This window comes from Aeromonas caviae (assembly GCF_000819785.1).
GTDB lineage: Bacteria > Pseudomonadota > Gammaproteobacteria > Enterobacterales > Aeromonadaceae > Aeromonas > Aeromonas caviae.
In genome coordinates this window covers 17798-32978 of record NZ_CDBK01000084.1, presented here as the reverse complement: position 1 = coordinate 32978, position 15181 = coordinate 17798, and the positions used below count along the sequence as shown (strand labels likewise).

At 57.4% G+C, this 15181-nt stretch carries 13 protein-coding genes and 1 pseudogene; 6 read left to right on the top strand and 8 right to left on the bottom strand.

Annotated elements, in window-relative coordinates:
* The 3 genes from cdd to BN1120_RS13675 all read right to left on the bottom strand — a co-directional run.
* The coding region (gene cdd, locus BN1120_RS13685; protein WP_042016514.1) for a cytidine deaminase at nucleotides 1-779 on the bottom strand (779 nt) is incomplete at its 3' end.
* A 226-nt stretch (nucleotides 780-1005) separates the two neighbouring features.
* Nucleotides 1006-1692, bottom strand: a complete 687-nt coding sequence (locus BN1120_RS13680) for an LrgB family protein (RefSeq protein ID WP_042016513.1) — start codon at nucleotides 1690-1692, stop codon at nucleotides 1006-1008.
* Nucleotides 1689-2048, bottom strand: coding sequence for a CidA/LrgA family protein (locus tag BN1120_RS13675; protein ID WP_010674461.1), 360 nt, complete (start codon nucleotides 2046-2048; stop codon nucleotides 1689-1691). Before BN1120_RS13675 ends, BN1120_RS13680 begins: the two co-directional genes overlap by 4 nt.
* A gap of 129 nt (nucleotides 2049-2177) precedes the next feature.
* Between BN1120_RS13675 and BN1120_RS13670 the strand changes: the two genes are divergently transcribed.
* A complete protein-coding gene (locus BN1120_RS13670) occupies nucleotides 2178-3893 on the top strand; it encodes a glycoside hydrolase family 36 protein (protein WP_042016512.1) in 1716 nt (571 codons plus the stop codon).
* A 58-nt stretch (nucleotides 3894-3951) separates the two neighbouring features.
* Here the strand turns inward: BN1120_RS13670 and BN1120_RS13665 are convergent, their stop codons facing one another.
* Together BN1120_RS13665 and sbcB are read right to left on the bottom strand one after the other, a co-directional pair.
* Complete coding sequence (locus BN1120_RS13665) at nucleotides 3952-4458, bottom strand: hypothetical protein (RefSeq protein ID WP_010674463.1); 507 nt, start codon at nucleotides 4456-4458, stop codon at nucleotides 3952-3954.
* 148 nt (nucleotides 4459-4606) lie between these two features.
* The gene (gene sbcB, locus BN1120_RS13660) at nucleotides 4607-6022 is read right to left on the bottom strand and encodes an exodeoxyribonuclease I (protein WP_042016511.1); all 1416 of its coding nucleotides are present in this window, start codon (nucleotides 6020-6022) and stop codon (nucleotides 4607-4609) included.
* 188 nt (nucleotides 6023-6210) lie between these two features.
* Here sbcB and BN1120_RS13655 point away from each other — a divergent pair, with 188 nt between their 5' ends.
* The gene (locus BN1120_RS13655; RefSeq protein WP_042016510.1) at nucleotides 6211-7404 is read left to right on the top strand and encodes a tyrosine-type recombinase/integrase; all 1194 of its coding nucleotides are present in this window, start codon (nucleotides 6211-6213) and stop codon (nucleotides 7402-7404) included.
* Nucleotides 7405-7442: 38 nt separating this feature from the next.
* Here the strand turns inward: BN1120_RS13655 and BN1120_RS21975 are convergent, their stop codons facing one another.
* The 3 genes and pseudogenes from BN1120_RS21975 to BN1120_RS13650 form a co-directional block, all read right to left on the bottom strand.
* A complete protein-coding gene (locus BN1120_RS21975) occupies nucleotides 7443-7622 on the bottom strand; it encodes a helix-turn-helix transcriptional regulator (RefSeq protein WP_080768032.1) in 180 nt (59 codons plus the stop codon).
* A 337-nt stretch (nucleotides 7623-7959) separates the two neighbouring features.
* Nucleotides 7960-8256, bottom strand: a pseudogene (locus BN1120_RS21970) (cyclic-phosphate processing receiver domain-containing protein); the annotation flags it as partial.
* A gap of 65 nt (nucleotides 8257-8321) precedes the next feature.
* Nucleotides 8322-9104, bottom strand: coding sequence for an SIR2 family NAD-dependent protein deacylase (locus tag BN1120_RS13650; protein ID WP_042016509.1), 783 nt, complete (start codon nucleotides 9102-9104; stop codon nucleotides 8322-8324).
* Between the two features lie 279 nt (nucleotides 9105-9383).
* On the opposite strand from BN1120_RS13650, the gene BN1120_RS13645 reads away from it, so the two are divergent.
* From BN1120_RS13645 to BN1120_RS13630, 4 genes are all read left to right on the top strand, one after another.
* Nucleotides 9384-9794, top strand: a complete 411-nt coding sequence (locus tag BN1120_RS13645; protein WP_052455413.1) for a hypothetical protein — start codon at nucleotides 9384-9386, stop codon at nucleotides 9792-9794.
* A 139-nt stretch (nucleotides 9795-9933) separates the two neighbouring features.
* On the top strand, nucleotides 9934-12396 hold the full coding sequence (locus tag BN1120_RS13640; protein WP_042016507.1) for an HsdM family class I SAM-dependent methyltransferase: 2463 nt from the start codon (nucleotides 9934-9936) through the stop codon (nucleotides 12394-12396).
* Nucleotides 12396-13736, top strand: a complete 1341-nt coding sequence (locus tag BN1120_RS13635; RefSeq protein ID WP_052455412.1) for a restriction endonuclease subunit S — start codon at nucleotides 12396-12398, stop codon at nucleotides 13734-13736. Before BN1120_RS13640 ends, BN1120_RS13635 begins: the two co-directional genes overlap by 1 nt.
* Entirely contained in the window at nucleotides 13733-15181 is a 1449-nt protein-coding gene (locus BN1120_RS13630; protein ID WP_042016506.1) for a DUF262 domain-containing protein, read from the top strand. The genes BN1120_RS13635 and BN1120_RS13630 overlap by 4 nt, the downstream gene beginning before the upstream one ends.

Sequence of the window (15181 nt, the reverse complement as noted above, 5' to 3'; positions counted from 1 at the left end):
ACGCGGCGCACGGTGGCGAGATCCTCGCCACCCAGCACCGCGTGGGCGCAGGCCATCTGCATCGGCGGCAGGCTCGGGTTGAAGGCGGCGTTCTCGGCATAGCGGCCGCAGAAGATGCGCCCGTCCTCGAACTGCAGCGCCACCGCGGCATAGCCCTGGCTGTAGGGGGCATAGCTCTGGCGGGCGGCGGCGAGCGCAGCCTGCCATAGGGGGTCGTCGCTCTCGAGCACCAGCTCGTCGTGAGCCTGGGGGCTCATCAGGGCATCGGTGATCTCGAGATCGGCGGGGCCGAAGGAGTGGGGCAGGAAGGATTGCAGCTCGCTGAGATCGTCCGGCAGGGAGACCTTCAGGGTCTTGGCGGTGCTCAGCTCGTTCATGAACTGGCGGCAGTGGCCGCAGGGGGTGTAGTTCACGGTGATCTCGGAGATCCCGGTCTCGCCACCCAGCCAGGCGTTGGAGATGGCGGACTGCTCGGCATGGACCGAGTGGAACAGCCCCTGGCCCGCGAACTCCATGTTGGCGCCAAAGTACCAGGTGCCGCTCAGGCCGCAGGCGATGGCGCCGACGAAGAACCTGGAGATGGGGGCCACCGAGCAGGCGGCCGCCAGCGGCAGCAAGGCCAGACGCAGGGCCCTGTCATCCAGCCCGGTGGCGGCTTTCAGGGTCGCGACCTGGTCCGGGGTGAAACGGGCCTGGAAATCGTCCCCCAGCATGGGCAGCAGGGCGGCCTGGAGCGGGGCGGAAAGGGTCTCGAATGGCTTGGCAAAGCGGGGATGCATACTGTGTCCTCAAAGGCCAATTGGGGGGCCATTGTAGGGAGCAAGCGCGGCGAATTGTGTGAGCGCGCTCACGCCTTGATGGGCAAAGGGGCGGGGATGGTAAAGGAAACGTTTGTCTTTCGCAATCTGTGCGCCAGCTCCCGGCATCAGGGAGGCGAGGGTATCGGATGGATACGGTGAAAGGGCACAGAGGCCATGGCCGCAGGGGCGGCCATGGCAGCGGGGATCAGGCCAGCCAGTGGTAGAGGGCGAACAGCAGGGGGGCGATGGCCGCGGTCAGCACACCGCACACCACCATGGCCAGCGACGAGAAGGCGCCCTGGGTCACCCCCTGCTCGGCGGAGGCGGCGGTGCCGATGGCGTGGGCGCAGGCACCCATGGCGAGCCCCTGGGCCTCGGGATCGGTGACCCGCATCAGCTTGAGCAGGGGGTAGCCCGCCAGGGCCCCCAGGATCCCCACCACCACCACCACGGCGGCGGCGATGGCGGGAATGCCGCCGAGGGACTGGCTGACGCTCATGGCGAGCGGCGTGGTGATGGACTTGGTGGCGATGGAGGCGAGCAGCGCCGGATCCGCCCCCATCAGGTGGCCAATCCCCAAGGTGGTGCAGACCGAGATGAGCACCGCGGTGAGGGTGCAGGCCAGGATGGGTGTGAGCTTGTCGCGGATCTGGCGCGCCTGCTGGTAAAGCGGCAGGGCCAGGGCCACCACGGCGGGTTCCAGCAGGGCGGTCAGGGGCGATGCCCCCTGCTGGTACTGATCCAGGGGCAGATCGAGCCAGAGCAGCAGGCCGATGATGACGGCGGTGGGGATCAGCACCGGATTGATGACGGGCCAGGGCAGGCGGCGGTAGAGGGCCCGGGTCATGAAATAGAGGGCCAGGGTGAGGGGCAGGGCGAACCAGAGGATCATGGCTTGTTCATCCTTTGATAGAGGTGGCCGACCGCGCCCAGGATGAGCACGATGCCGAGCACGACGCAGAGCATGATGAGACCGAAGGATTGGCGCAGGGGCTCGAGCCAGGCCACCAGGCCCACCGCCACCGGCACGAACAGCACCCCCATGTGGCGCAGCAGCAGGCCGCCCCCCAGCTCGACCCAGGAGAAGCGGACGATCTGCAAGGAGAGCAGCACGAACAGCAGCAGCATGCCGATGATGCTGCCGGGGAAGGCGAAGGGCAGGATGGCCGCCACGGCCTTGCCTGCCAGCAGACAGGCGATGATGACCAGAAAATCACGAAGGTAGCGCAGGGTGCGTTGCAGCAGCACGGGGGCCTCATCTTGGCAAGTGTGAGCGAGGTCGCAGTTTAACAGGCACGGGGGGGAGGGAACAGGGTCAACTGGCCCGCAGGGGATACAATGGTCCGGCTTCAACCCCATTCACAAGAAGGAGTTCCCATGTCGACCCCCTCTCTCCTGGCCCGGTTGCGCCAACTGCCCGGCGATCCCGCCCTCCCTGACACCCTGCTGCAAACCCGCCAGTGGGAGGGGCCGCTTTGCCGGGTGAGGCTCGACAACACCGGGAAGCAGTCCGAGGCCGTCCACCACTGGCGGCTGTTTGAGGGGGATCTCGGACTTGCGCCCGACGCGGCCATCTACGGGGAGGGATTCCAGATGCTGGCCCAGACCGGGGGACGCTGGAACGCCCCCGAGCACCTGGGCCGCTGCCCCGATGCGTCTGTCTATCGCATCACCGCCGACCATGGCTACCACACGGTGCACAACCTGCTTCTGGTGGCGCAGGAGGGGGGCTGGCTGCTGCTGGCCTTTGCGAGCTGCCAGCGCTTTGGCGGGGAGTTTCGCCTCCATCCCGACGGGCGCCTCGAGATCGTGATGAACACCGAAGGGCGCACCCTGGCGCCGGGTGCGCACTGGCAGAGCGAGGCGCTGATCTGCCTGGAGGGGCCGGACAGGGAGGCCCTGCTCGCGACGCTGGCGCAGCATATCGCCGCCGAGCACGGCTCCCTGGTGGGGGAGGTGCCCACGCGCCCGAGCGGCTGGTGCTCCTGGTATCACTACTACGCGAACGTGAGCGCGGCGGACATTCGCGAGAACCTGGCGGTGCGGGCCGAGCGTTTTCCGGCCCTGCGCTACGTGCAGATAGATGACGGCTATCAGGGGAAGATGGGGGACTGGCTCACCCCCTCCGCCAAGTTCGAGGAGGGGGTGGCGGCCCTGGCAGGGGAGATCCGCGCCGCCGGTTGCGAGCCTGCGCTCTGGGTCGCCCCCTTTATCGCCGAGCCCGGCTCCCGAGTGTTCCAGCAGCACCCTGACTGGTTCGTGAAAGGGGAGGATGGCCTGCCGCTCCCCTCGGAGCGGGTCACCTACGGGGGCTGGCGCTGCACCCCCTGGTACGTGCTGGATGGCACCCACCCCGAGGTGCAGGCCCACCTGGAGCAGGTATTTCGCACCCTGCGTACCCAGTGGGGCATTCACTACTTCAAGCTCGATGCCAACTTCTGGGGGGCCATCCACGGTGGTCGCTTCCACGACCCCGCCGCCACTAGGGTGGAGGCCTATCGGCGCGGCATGGCCGCCATCCTGCGCGGCGCCGGGGAGGGGGCCTTCCTGCTCGGCTGCAATGCGCCGCTGTGGCCGAGCCTCGGCCTGGTGCACGGCATGCGGGTGAGCGATGACGTGGAGCGCCAGGGCCCCCGTTTTCGCCAGATAGCGCGAGAAGCCTTCTGCCGCGCCTGGCAGCACGAGCGGCTCTGGGTGCTGGACCCCGATTGCGTCTGCCTGCGGGATATTCCGGGCCAGCACGGGAGCCGCGCCGAGTACGACTTCCACCTGGCCGCCCTGGTGGCGAGCGGTGGCATGGTGCTGGCGGGGGACAGATTGCAGGATCTGGACGAGGCGCAAGGGGCGCGCCTTGGCAAGCTGCTCGCCCTGTGCGCCGCGCGCACCCCGGCGGCCCGCTTCGAGGGGATGGCATTCGAGCGCGGGCGGGTGGCGCTGCCCGGGGGCGGCGAGCTGCTCTGCCTGTTCAACTGGGGGGAGCACCCCTGCGAGTTCCCGTTGACGCCGGGGGGCACGGACTTCTGGGACGAGACGCCCCTGGGGAGCACCCTGGTGCTGCAAGGGGGGCAGGGGGCGGTGATCCGCTACCCCTGATGGCGTTGCACTGTAAAAAGGCTCCCTCGGGAGCCTTTTTTACGTGGCGAAATGGTCTCTAGAAGTGCCACTCCATCCCGATGGCGTAATTGGCGGAGCCATAGCCCGGGATCTCGTTGCTGGAGGCGAGCGCCTTGACGGTGAGGCGAGTTGTCAGGGGGATGCCGAGCCCCATGCCGATGGCGATCTCGTCGCTCTGATCCCCCATCATGTCCACCCGCAGGGTGCGATAGAGGGAGAGATCCTGGCTCATCTGGGCATAGATCTGGGACGACTTGTTGTAGAGCTGGCCGAACACCTCCATCTGGAAGCCGTTTTGCGGCGTGATGGCCAGGGGAATGCCGGCGAAGCGGTAGAGATCCGAGTGGTTGAAATAGCTGTTGGTGATTTGCGGGGTGAAGTCGGTCTGCTGGTAGAGGGTGCTGAAGTTGTGCTCGATGAGCCGGTAGGTCTGCTCCGGCAGGCGCAAGAGGTAGTCTGGCACCTCGAACCGGGCGCCAGCGAGGGCGGCCTGGGGCAGCAGGGCACAGGCGACGAGTGTCAAAGCAGGCAGAGCTGAACGCATAAAACGAGAGTTCCCCAACAGTCGAAAGCACGGCATCCATGCCGTCAGCGCATCTAAATATTCACACTATCAGGAGCTTGGGCTCCCTGCCCATTATGTCGCGAGCCGTGGAAACGCATCGGTTTTTAACTGTGAAACGGCTCACATCTCACAGATTTTCAAGGTAGTGATAGAGACTCTTTAGAATCGCAAAGTTCCGTTCGTTCCCCTGGTTCTGTTCCGCCAGGGCTTCCAGGCGCGGCACATAATCCGGCAGGCGGCGGCTGAAGTAGTCGCTGCAGTGCAGGCGCCAGCGCTTCTGCTCCGCTTCGCTCAAGGTGTGGGGCCAGTTGCGGGCGCGGTAACGAAACAGCATCTCGGGCAGACGGGGATCCGTGAAGGCAAACTCCCGCTCCCCCAGCAGATCCGCCGGGGTGGCGCGCACCAGATCCATGGTGGACTTGTCGCCGTGGCCGAAGAAGCCGGCGTAGAGCTGGGTGTCGGGGTCGCCGTCGGTGCTGCCGGCAAACTCCTGGTTGAATACCTCCACCAGTTTTTCCCGCACCTCGGGGTGGGCCCGCAGCAGATCCAGGCTCTTGCGGCACTGAGCCCGATTGATGCCCAGTTCGTCTGCCCGCTCCGGCGTCAGGGTGGCGGCCGGGGCCAGCACCGGGCACTTGTTGATGTGCACCAGTTTGACCGGAATGCCGGCCAGATCCCCCAGCTCCTCTTTTTTGGTGTAGAGGCGCTCGCGGATCTCCTCGCTGGTGAGCTCGATGAGCGGGGTGGGGTCGCGGGTCAGATCCACCATGATCACCGCGTTCTGGTTGCTGGGGTGCCAGGCGAGCGGCGACACCCAGCTCGCACACCCCTGCCAGGGGGAGAACATGCCGGAGACGTGCACCAGGGGTTTCATGGTCACCACGTCGATGAGGGCCTTCACCTTGTTCTTGTTGCGAAGATCAAAGAGGTACTCGAAGAGCTTGGGCTGAGCCTTTTTCACCAGCCTGGCCATCTCGATGGTGGCCAGCACATCCGAGAGCGCATCGTGGGCGTTGGCGTGGGCCACGCCATTGGCCACGGTGAGCTTCTCCAGCCTGAAGCTCGGCTTGCCCTCTTCATCGAAGGCCCACTCTATCCCCTGCGGGCGCAGGGCGTAGCAGGCCCGCAGCATGTCGAGGATGTCCCAGCGGGAGTTGCCGTTCTGCCAGGCGTAGGCATAGGGGTCGTAGAAGTTGCGATAGAGGGTGTAGCGGGTCACCTCGTCATCGAAGCGGATGCTGTTGTAGCCGAGCACGCAGGTGCCCGGGGTGGCGAACTCTGCGTGGATCTGGCGGATGAAGTCCGCCTCGCACAGGCCGTCCTTCATCGCCTTTTGCGGCGTGATGCCGGTGATGAGGCAGGCTTCCGGCTCCGGCAGGTAATCCGCCGGCGGCTTGCAGTAAATCACCAGCGGCTCGCCGATGACGTTGAAATCCGCGTCGGTGCGAATGCCCGCAAACTGCGACGGCCTGTCTTTGGCCGGACTGATGCCGAAGGTCTCGTAGTCGTGGAAATAGAAGGTAGGCTTTGTCTGCTGGCTCATTTCGTGGTTCTGAATTGTGTTTATATGCTTGAAAAACAAGTCGTTATACGGAGTGTCATCTCAGATTGTCTCACTTTGTCTGATCTTGATTCAGTCCGTTTCAGACCAGTTTGGTACGTATCTGTGTACACGTCAGGGCGCGTTAATGTGTCAGTGAAAAATCAGATGGCCAATCACAGGAGAGTCATATGCCACTTACTGATGCGAAGCTACGTGCCCTGTATGGTAAGCCCTACTTTGGTAAGACGGAATTGTCAGATCGTGATGGATTGTCAGCTCGGGTCACCGAGCGTGGCACCATCTCATGGCAATATCGCTATCGCTGGCAAGGAAAAGCGGCGAGACTCAAAATTGGACGCTATCCCGACCTTAAACTCGCTGATGCCAGGGCATTGATCCCTGCTATCCGTGGTGCGCTGGAGCGTAATGAACACCCTAGAGTTTTCTGGGATAAGCTCCACCAGAAGCATGATGTCACACTGAAACAGTGCTGCGAGCATTTTCGTGAGCATCATCTGCCCAAGCTGCGGCCTCGTACGGTCATGCTCTATGAGCATACCATGCAGCGCTATTTCGAACCTCTGTTTATTGGTATTCCGGTTGAGCAGATCCCGTTTTCCAGCTGGCTGGAGTGGTTTGATAAAATTGGCAAGAAAAAGCCCAAAAATGCCGGTCATTTATTACGCAGATTAAAGTCCATTCTTAGTTTTTGTATTCGGAGAAATCTCATTGGCGGCTCCCCGGTGTTGCAATTACGCACCGAAGATGTTGGATCTCAACCTGAAAGAGGTACTCGTGTGCTGACCATGCGTGAACTCGCTCAGATTTGGATTGCATTTGAACAGAGCAGGGCCAGCCGCGGATTAAAATTGGCCGCCAAACTGGTGATCCTGCTGGGCTGTCGCAGTGGCGAGGCATTGGGGGCGCAGTGGAGTGAGTTTAATCTGGAGGAGCAAATTTGGACGGTTCCCGCTGCTCGTGCCAAAAGCGGCTCACCAATACGTCGGCCTATTCCTACCAGGGTGATGATGTTGCTGCAAGAAGCGGCGGCGAAATCTCGGCTAAAGGGGGGGCCAGTATGTCGCTCGCCGGTGAATCCAAAGATGTCATTAAGTAGTGCATCTCTTATCCAGCTAGCAGAGCGGGTGCGAGATAAACTGGAGCTGCCGTATTGGCGTATGCATGACATGCGTCGGACACTCAGTACTCGTTTATCGGAAGAACGAGTTCTACCACAAGTCACAGAAAAAATGCTTGGCCACAGGATGGCGGGTGTCATGGCTATTTACAATCTACATGATTGGATAGATGAACAGCGTGAGGCATATGAGTTATGGGATACAAAATTAATGGAGGCTGTGACATCCTTTCAGGAAATGTAAATATAATGGAGTCATTAAATAGCGGTGTAATTCATCATCTAAGATGAGCGATTTTCCCTTGATATCCAACTGCTGACCTCTGCGGTAGAATAAAAGCCTTTATTGTGTGGCGGTGGGAACTTGTGTTCTTTAATCCACCTGTACAGTGTTGATCTGGAAATGCCAAGCTGTTTTAAAAGCGCTTTGGTTTTTATTAGTTTAGGTTCGTTGTTGTTCATATGGCCTCCTGTTTTTTAGGAGGTTAAAACACCATTGGCGTATGTGTCAATTTGCTCCGTTTTTAGATGGCTTGCTTTTATGATATAGAAAAACAAGTCGCCATGCTCATACTATAAAAATGAACTTTAAAACTGTTTTTGTATATTATAAAAGCAATGAAAATGGTCGTGTATCAATATGGCTCATGGTCATGATATGTAAATTTCAATGGCGGAGGTGCTCGTTCTGTCTCCTTGGTTGCCTTTAGGATAGGGTTTTGCTTCAGAGTTGAATCCACCGCAGCTTAACATGCACCCCTACTGCTTTATTCAATTGGCCCTCCCTCATGTCACTGAGTCAGCGAACACAATTTGTATCATCTGGGGCGATCCGTGATGGCTTAGCCAGAAAATCATTAATAGCCATAATACCCAATTCCATTTTTCTTCGTGCGGAGACATTCGCTGAGTGAACACGAATAAGGGGCGGTATGAAGGGATTGGTCATTACCTCTTTTTCTATCCAAAGAATAACGTCGTAGCCTGTCCCTCTATTATCATCACCTAGGTCATGGTCGAGTCTAATTTCTGTCACTGCTCCTGTTTTTAGCCATGCAATCGTTTCGTCTGGCCAGAATACGCGAACGCACCCTGCCGGTGTTTCTCTCTAATCGTCCCGATACAATTTCATGTTGCTTCCTCTTGGTCACTACAGGCTCATCAGTCATGACATATTTTCTGCAATAGGCGAACAACACCGCGATTAGCCCCATCAACAATCTGCTCACCGGGAAACGGCAGCCGGGATGACAACCCGGGGTCGGGATCGATGTAATAGACAGATGCGCCTGGGTTGATGTTTTGCAGCAAAGAGAATGCAGGTTCAACCAGCAAACTGGTGCCGATAATTATCACAATATCGGCCTCGCAGAGCCAGCGACGAGCGTGTTGATACTCATAAACCGTCTCACCAAACAGCACGATATCAGGGCGCAACTGTGAGCGGGTACATGGGCAGCACTCGCCCATCTTTACATCCTTGGACCACAGCTGCCGGTATTTTGGACTACGAAAGCCCTTGGGTACCAAAAACCGGATTGAACCATGCAGATGAATAACACCATGGCTACCGGCCCTCTCATGTAAGTCATCAATATTCTGGGTGATGATCCCGACACGATATTTCGGCTGTAGCTGGGCGATCAGATAGTGGGCTTGCGAGGGGGAGGCTTCCAACATGGTTTGACGCCGCTGGTTGTGAAAGGCCAGGAAACCAGCCAGATCCGTGTCCAGGCTGCTCGCATGGGAATAGCGCCAGTTTTCATCGTGATGCCAAATACCCTCCTTGCCTCTGAACGTGGGCACTCCGCTCTCGGCTGACAAGCCGGCCCCGGTGAAGAAGATGATATTGGGGCGATAGCCTTGGCCGGTAGTAAGGGCTTGTGCTCGTATCTTTCGATGACGGCGCTGATGTCTTCGTGCTCGGGAAGAAATTGGTTGCATAAGAATACCTTTGGTCAGCATCGGCTGAAATTGACAAATTAGTTGGTGTCATCCCACTCGGGTAAGGGCAATTTAGAAGCCTTGCGACAATGCCTGTTTGGGCAACAAAGGGGAGCTGTGATGGGATGTGGGCAGTTTGCTACTGTATCCGCCTGAAAACACGACATGTGCAAAACCCCAGTATCGAACCGGCACAGTCCGCTCGGTATAGTCAGTCGAGCTCACATCCAGAGGAGACATGCGATGAGCGTCAGTTTCATCTCCTGGTAAATTGCCCGGTTGCCCTGGCTAGCCGTTTTCTTGCTCGGTGCGTTCCCCCAACTTGGAATCGCGGGCGATTGCACCTACCGCAAGGACAGCCTCGGCCACACCCGCTATCAATGCCAGGATGGCCGCCATGGTTCGCTGCGCACCGACAGCCTTGGCACCGTCAGGGATTCAGGTTCTGGCACCAGCTGGCGTAAAGACTCGTTGGGCAATGTCAGAAGCAGTGACGGCACCACCTATCGGCAAGATAGCCTGGGCAATGTGCGCGCCAGCAACAGCAAGAGCGGCTTGAACGTCACCTGGCGAAAAGACAGCCTCGGCAACCTGCGCGCCTCCGATGGCACCCTGTGCCGCAGCGACTCATTAGGCACGCTGCGTTGCGATGGTGGCAGCACGCCGCCCGCCGTTTTTAAATCCGAGTGAGGGTTTTATAGGCAACTGCACCATCAGACGAAGGTTCTGAGGCGCAAGCCATAGTCTGCCCAATCTCAACTGGATACACTAACCCGCATTAACACGCTGTTTTAGCGCCACCTTTACCGTTTCAAAGACCGGATTCACCATGGCAATCAAAAAGAACGAACTCTACTCCTCCCTCTGGGCTGGCTGCGATGAGCTGCGCGGCGGGATGGATGCCTCCCAGTACAAGGACTATGTGCTGACCCTGCTGTTTGTGAAATACGTCTCCGACAAGGCCAAGGGCAACCCGTACGCCATGATCGAGGTACCAGCCGGGGCGAGTTTTGACGACATGGTGGCGCTCAAGGGCAGCAAGGAGATAGGCGAGGGGATCAACACCATCATCAGTGCGCTGGCGACTGCCAACGATCTGCAAGGGGTGATCACCATTGCCGACTTCAACGACGAGGACAAACTCGGCAAGGGCAAGGAGATGATCGACCGCCTCTCCAAGCTGGTGGCCATCTTCGAGGGGTTGGATCTGTCGGCAAACCGCACCGAAGGTGATGACCTGCTGGGTGATGCTTACGAATACCTGATGCGGCACTTCGCCACCGAGTCGGGCAAGTCCAAGGGGCAGTTCTACACCCCAGCCGAGGTGTCGCGCATTCTGGCCAAGGTGATTGGCATCAGCCGTCAGACCCCGCAAGATGCCACCGTCTACGACCCCACCTGTGGTTCTGGCTCCTTACTGCTCAAGGCGAGCGACGAGGCCGGCCCCAAGGGGCTGACTATTTACGGGCAGGAGATGGACAACGCCACCAGTGCGCTGGCGCGGATGAACATGATCCTGCACGACAATCCCACTGCCGCAATCTGGAAGGGCAACACCCTGGCCGCGCCCCAATGGAAAGAGGGCAACAACCAGCTCAAAACCTTTGACTTCGCCGTGGCCAACCCGCCCTTTTCCAACAAGAACTGGACCAGTGGCCTCGATGCTGAGCACGACGAGTTCGGCCGCTTTGTCTGGGGCGTGCCGCCAGAGAAAAACGGCGATTACGCCTTCTTGCTGCACATCATCAAGAGCCTGAAGAGCACCGGCAAGGGTGCGGTGATCCTGCCCCACGGCGTGCTGTTTCGCGGCAATGCCGAGGCGCGAATCCGCGAGAACCTGCTGAAACAAGGTTATATTAAGGGGATCATTGGTCTGCCTGCCAACCTCTTCTACGGCACCGGTATTCCTGCCTGCATCATCGTTATCGACAAAGAGAGCGCCCACACCCGCGCCTTCAATGCTCTGGCAGGCAATGAGCAAGAGCTGTTTATGATCGATGCCAGCAAAGGCTTTATCAAAGATGGCAACAAGAACCGGCTGCGCGAGCAGGACATCCACAAGATTGTCGACACCTTCACCCGTGGCCTGACCCTGGAGGGTTACAGCCGCTGGGTACCGCTTGGCGAGATCGCCCGCAACGACTACAACCTCAATATCCCGCGCTATATCGATGGCAGCGAAGGGGAAGATCTGCACGATCTGGCTGGTCACCTGAAAGGGGGGATCCCAGAGCGCGATATCGCGGCGCTTGGCTCCTACTGGCGGGTATTCCCGACTCTCAAGGCTACCCTGTTTGCCCCGCTGCGGCCCGGTTACAGTGAGGCGCGGGTAGCCGCCGCCAAGGTCAAGGGCACCATACTGGCCTGTGAGGAGTTTGCCCGCTTCAAACAAGCGGCGCTGGCGCCGTTCGCCCAGTGGTTTAGCGAGTGCCAGTTCGGTGAGTTTGCCAAGGGCGACTCGCCCAAGGCGCTGATCGACGAGGTGAGTGAAGCGCTGCTGGAGCACTACCGCACCGCTGCCGAGGCGACCGGTGAGCTGCTCGACCCCTACGCCATCTATCAGCTGCTGATGGACTACTGGCAGAACCAACTGCAAGACGATCTCTATGTGCTTTCACAGGATGGCTGGCCTGCGGGCCGTGTCCTGCGCGAGCTGATTGCCGACAAGGGCGAAAAGATCAAAGAGAGCCCGGATCTGGTGATTGGCAAGGCCAAGTACAAGGCGGAACTGATCCCGCCCGCCTTGCTGGTGGCCCGCTTCTTTGCCCATGAGCAAAAAGAGCTCGATACCCTGCAAGCCGCGCTGGATGAAGCGAGCCAGGCACTGGAGAGCTTTATCGAGGAGCAGAGCGGGGAAGAGGGCGGTCTGGTCGATGCCATGAACGACAAGGAGAAGGTGACCGCCGCCAGCGTCAAGGCGCGTATCAAGGCCGCCACCGACAAAGAAGAACTGGCTGTGCTCAAGCTGGCGCAGCAATTGTTCGACGCCGAGACCCGCGCCAAGAAGGCCCACAAGGAGGCCTGCGACGACCTCGATAAAGCGGTATTTGCCCACTACCCCAAACTGCAAGATGGCGAGATTAAAACTCTGCTGGTGGGAGCGAAATGGCAGGCGAGCCTGCGCGGCGCGCTGGAAGCCGAGATTGAGCGGGTTACTCAGCAGCTTGCCAACCGGGTCAAGGAGCTGGAGGAGCGTTATAGCAGTTCCCTGCCACAACTCACCAAAAACGTGAGCGAGCTGGAAGCTAAGGTCGCTGCCCATCTTAAGAGCATGGGGCTGGAGTGGGCATAATGGCGGAACAGATGAAGCAGAATAAAGCGGGTGAAATGGCCGCCAAGCAAATTATTCCGGCGGGGTATAAGCTGACTGAGATTGGGGTGATTCCAAGTGACTGGAAAGTGATAAATGGCCGAGAGCTATTTGTAAAAATCCAGGACGGAACTCATTTTTCACCCAAGGTAAATGGGGGCGAGTTCCTTTATATAACATCTAAAAACATAAGAAATGGTTTTTTGGATCTGAAATCTGCTGACTATATTGATAAGTGTCAGCATGAAAAAATATACAGGCGGTGTGATGTAACAATAAATGACATACTCATAACCAAGGATGGAGCCAATACAGGCAATGTATGTTTAAATCCTCTCGACGAGCCATTTAGCTTGTTATCAAGTGTGGCTTTTTTACGGCTAAATAAAAAACATCATGAGCCTAAGTTCTTTGTCCAACAAATATTGTCAGCCACATTCCAATCCACTATAAAAGATGAGATGTCAGGGAACGCTATCACAAGGCTGACGTTGGGGAAAATAAATGGGTTGAAGTTTTACGTTCCTGAACTTAATGAGCAAAAAGCTATTGCCGGAGTGTTATCTGATACTGATGAACTGATTGCAGGCTTAGAGCAGTTGATCGTCAAGAAACAAGCCATCAAGACCGCCACCATGCAGCAACTGCTGACCGGTCGTACCCGCCTGCCGCAGTTCGCCCTGCGCCCTGATGGTACCACAAAAGGTTATAAAACCAGCGAGCTGGGACAAATTCCTGAAGATTGGGATGCAACAACATTAGGTGATATCTCTGAAGTTTGTATGTGTAAACGTATATTTTCTGGTCAGACAGTGGAAGTTGGTGAGATACCTTTCTATAAAATAGGGACCTTTGGTGGAGAGCCTGATGCATATATCTCTGTTTCTTTATATAAGAAGTTTAGAGATAAATACTCATCTCCTGAAAAGGGAGACACATTGATATCTGCAGCAGGTACTTTGGGTAAAACTGTTATTTATGATGGATATCCTGCATACTTTCAAGACTCAAACATTGTCTGGTTGAAAATCGATAAAAGCAAGATTTGTAATGAGTATTTATATCACGCTTATAAATTGATTCGGTGGGCCTCACCAGAGGGCAGTACCATATCAAGGCTATATAACGGAATTATCCGTGCAACGATGATAGTAATCCCCACATTACTCGAACAAACCACCATCGCCACCATTCTTTCCAATATGGATAGCGAACTAACTGTGCTGGAGCAAAAGCTGGCCAAGGCCCGTTCCTTGAAACAGGGAATGATGCAGCAGTTGCTGACCGGCCGTATCCGCCTGCCGCTGGAGGTGGTTGCATGACACGCGGACAGCCTGTTGATGTTACTGTTCAGGGATTTAATGAGCTGTGCAGTAAGGGCGCCGCATTACAACTCGATCACTATCAGCGACCCTATGTGTGGGACTCAATCAAGGTAAATCAACTGATGAGTGATTTACACGAGTTCAGACGCTCTAGCAAGGAGCAGGCCTACTATCTCGGCACCGTGTTGCTGCATCGTAATGATGAGAAGCAGGTCAGATTTGTGATCGATGGCCAGCAGCGGCTCAGTACGCTGGCGGTGCTGTATTACACCTTGTGTGGTTCGCTACCTGAGGGGTTAGCGTTTCATTATCGATCCCCCATTTCGGCGCGCAACTTGCACGAGGCGCGCCAACTGATGCTTGAGCGAAGCAATATTGAGCTGGACCCCTCTATCTTTGAGCAGTTACGTTTTACCGTGATCACGGTAGAGCGTGAAGATCTTGCGTTTACCTTTTTCGATACCCAGAACCATCGTGGTGTACCACTGAATGCCACCGACTTGCTCAAGGCTTATCATTTGCGAGCAGTTACTGGTCCGCATGCCGAATCGCTACAACAGCTCTGTGCCCAGCGTTGGGAGGCGGTGCAAGTGGCGGGCCCTTATCGACAAGCTGGCAAGCGGCAGGATTATGCCCCCGAACTGTTTGAGCAATTTTTGTGGCGTGCCCGTAACTGGCGGGGCAACAAGTATATTGAGCGCGAAGATCATGATCGTTTGCTGGAGACTTTTCAGCAGCAAAGTATCGGGGGGGTTGAGAGCGACGAGGTGCCGCTCTATCCGGGGTACCACAATCAGTTTGCCAGCGCTCTCAAATTGCAGGGCAGCAACGATTATCGATTGGCTCTGACCCCTGTTCAGGTGGGGGGAAGTGCAGCCAGTTTGCCGTTCACCTTGCGTCAGCCCATTCACAAGGGCGTGGGTTTCTTCCTCTATGCACAAAAATATGCGGCGTTGCTCGATGCGTTGTTGTATCAGGAGAGCGCCAACCTGGAGTTGACGGCATTTCGTGAGTTTTACCGCCGGGTTGTATGTGTCAATGCCTATTACTTGCAAGAGCTCTTCAAGCTGGCCTTGTTGATGTATGTCGATCGCTTTGGCTATCAACGGTTATTGGCATTTGCCGTGGGGCTGGAACTGGTTCTGGGCGGGCTGCGGCTGGAAAAGCAATACATCTTCAAGGAGTCGCCGCTCAAGTACCTGCGAGATGCCCCCTATAACCTGCTCGATGAGATATGCGGTGCCTATCGCCCGGAAGAGGTGATGGCATTTTTAAGCTCTGAAATTGAACGTTCAGAGGGATACAAAAAGGTCAGCAACATTACCCTCCAGAAGGGTGTACAGGGCTGTTATCTGGCCGCATTGCTGGGCTATTTCCAGCTTGACGCTGCCCCTGAGGGTAAAAATTGGGTGCTTGCCTGTTGGCTGAAGATGGAAAAATAA